The sequence below is a fragment of the Frankia sp. CeD genome (assembly GCF_000732115.1).
GTDB classification, from domain to species: domain Bacteria; phylum Actinomycetota; class Actinomycetes; order Frankiales; family Frankiaceae; genus Frankia; species Frankia casuarinae.
In genome coordinates this window covers 1-1,688 of record NZ_JPGU01000115.1, presented here as the reverse complement: position 1 = coordinate 1,688, position 1,688 = coordinate 1, and the positions used below count along the sequence as shown (strand labels likewise).

The following is a 1,688-nucleotide window of genomic DNA, read 5'->3' as shown; positions in this document are numbered from 1 at the left end:
CCGACCCCGCCGGGCGTGGGCGAGGAGGAGGGTGACGTCGTCGTCGTAGCCGTCGTTGCCGTCGTTGCGGTTGAGGAGGGTCAGTAGCCGGTCCGCGGTGGTGGGCAGGTCGGCTGTTTCGGTGAGGATGCGCAGCAGGCGTCGGCAGCCCTCGCCGATGTCGACGGTGGGGGATTCGACGAGGCCGTCGGTGTAGAGGGCGAGGGTGGAGCCGGGGGGGAAGCGGTGGCGGGTTTCGGTGAAGGTCTGTTCGGTGACGCCGAGGATGATCCCGTGGGGGTCGTCGAGGAGGTCGGCGGTGCCGTCGGGGTGGCGCAGGGCGGGGGGGAGGTGGCCGCCGTTGGCCACGGTCAGGGTGCTGGTGGCCGGGTCCTGGATGACGTAGGCGACGCTGGCGATGGTGTCGATGCTGCGGGTGACGGCGTCGAGTTCGGTCAGCAGGGCGGCGGGGGGCAGGTCGAGGCGGGCGAGGGNGCGGGCGGCGGTGCGTAGCTGGCCCATGGCGGCGGCGGCGTTCAGGCCGCGGCCCATGACGTCGCCGATGACCAGCGCGACCCGTCCGGCCGGCAGGGGGATGACGTCGAACCAGTCGCCGCCGACCTCGGTGCCGCTGGTGCCGGGCTGGTAGCGCCAGGCCAGGTCGAGGTCGTCCAGGGTGGGGATGTCGCGGGGCAGCAGGGCGCGTTGCAGGGTCAGGGCGGCGGTCCGCTGGTGGTCGAAGGCGTGGGCGTTCGCGANCGCGGTTGCGATCCGGCTGCCCAGTTCGGTGGCGGTCTGGGTGTCCTGCTCGCGGTAGGGGCGGGCCGCGGTGACGGCGAACCCGACGGTTCCCAGGCAGTGCGGGCCGACCAGCAGCGGGACGATGATCGCGGATCGAAGGTGGGAATGCCGGAACAGGGCGGCCACGCTGCTCGCGGGTGCGTCGGGTGCGTCGGGTGCGTCGGGTGCGTCGGGTGCGTCGGGTGCGTCGGGTGCGTCGGGTGCGTCGGGGAGCCGTTCGTCCAGGTCGAGGCGGACCGGTTGGCGGGTGAGGAATACCCGTCCGACCTGGCGTCCGGTCAGGTTGCTTCTTGTGTCTGGTGGGGGGAGGGGCAGGTCGGGGGATGGTCGGGGCAGGTCGGGGGAGTGTGCCCACACGGCTCGGCGAAGCAGCGGCGGGTCGGGTTCGGCCCCCGGGGGGCAGGGCTCGTCGGCGAGGTACAGCTCGCAGGCGTCGGCGAATTCCGGGACGACCAGCGTGACCATCTCCCGCAAGGTGGCCGACAGGTCCAGCGACGCGCCGAGCAGCCCGCTCGCCCGGCTCAGCAGCCGCAACCGCCGCAGTACCAGGTCACGTTCGGCCTGCGCGCGACGCTCGTCGGTCACGTCCACCGCCGTCACGCCGACCGCGATTCTGGCCCCGGTCGAGTCATGCAGGGGATAGTAGGAGGCCCGCCAGATGCGCGGATTCGACGGGTCCGCCGGGGTCGCTCCGATGATCTCCTCGTCGAGGATCGCCTCACCGGTCGCCAACACCCGGCGGNGCCGCTCCCAGCCGAGAGGGTCTATGNCCGGGNNCANCTCCGGGCCATACCCACCGATCATCTCCTCGGCGGACAGGCCGGAGGCCCTGGCAGCCGCCTGGTTCACCGCCCGGTAGCGCAGGCCGCGGTCGAAGACCGCGAATATGATCGGCGCCGTGTCGAACA

1 protein-coding gene is annotated in these 1,688 nt (G+C 72.7%); it reads right to left on the bottom strand.

The features are described 5' to 3' along the window. Positions 1 to 1,688 (bottom strand): SpoIIE family protein phosphatase (locus CED_RS21185; RefSeq protein WP_035913756.1); only part of this gene is annotated, 1,688 nt, incomplete at both ends.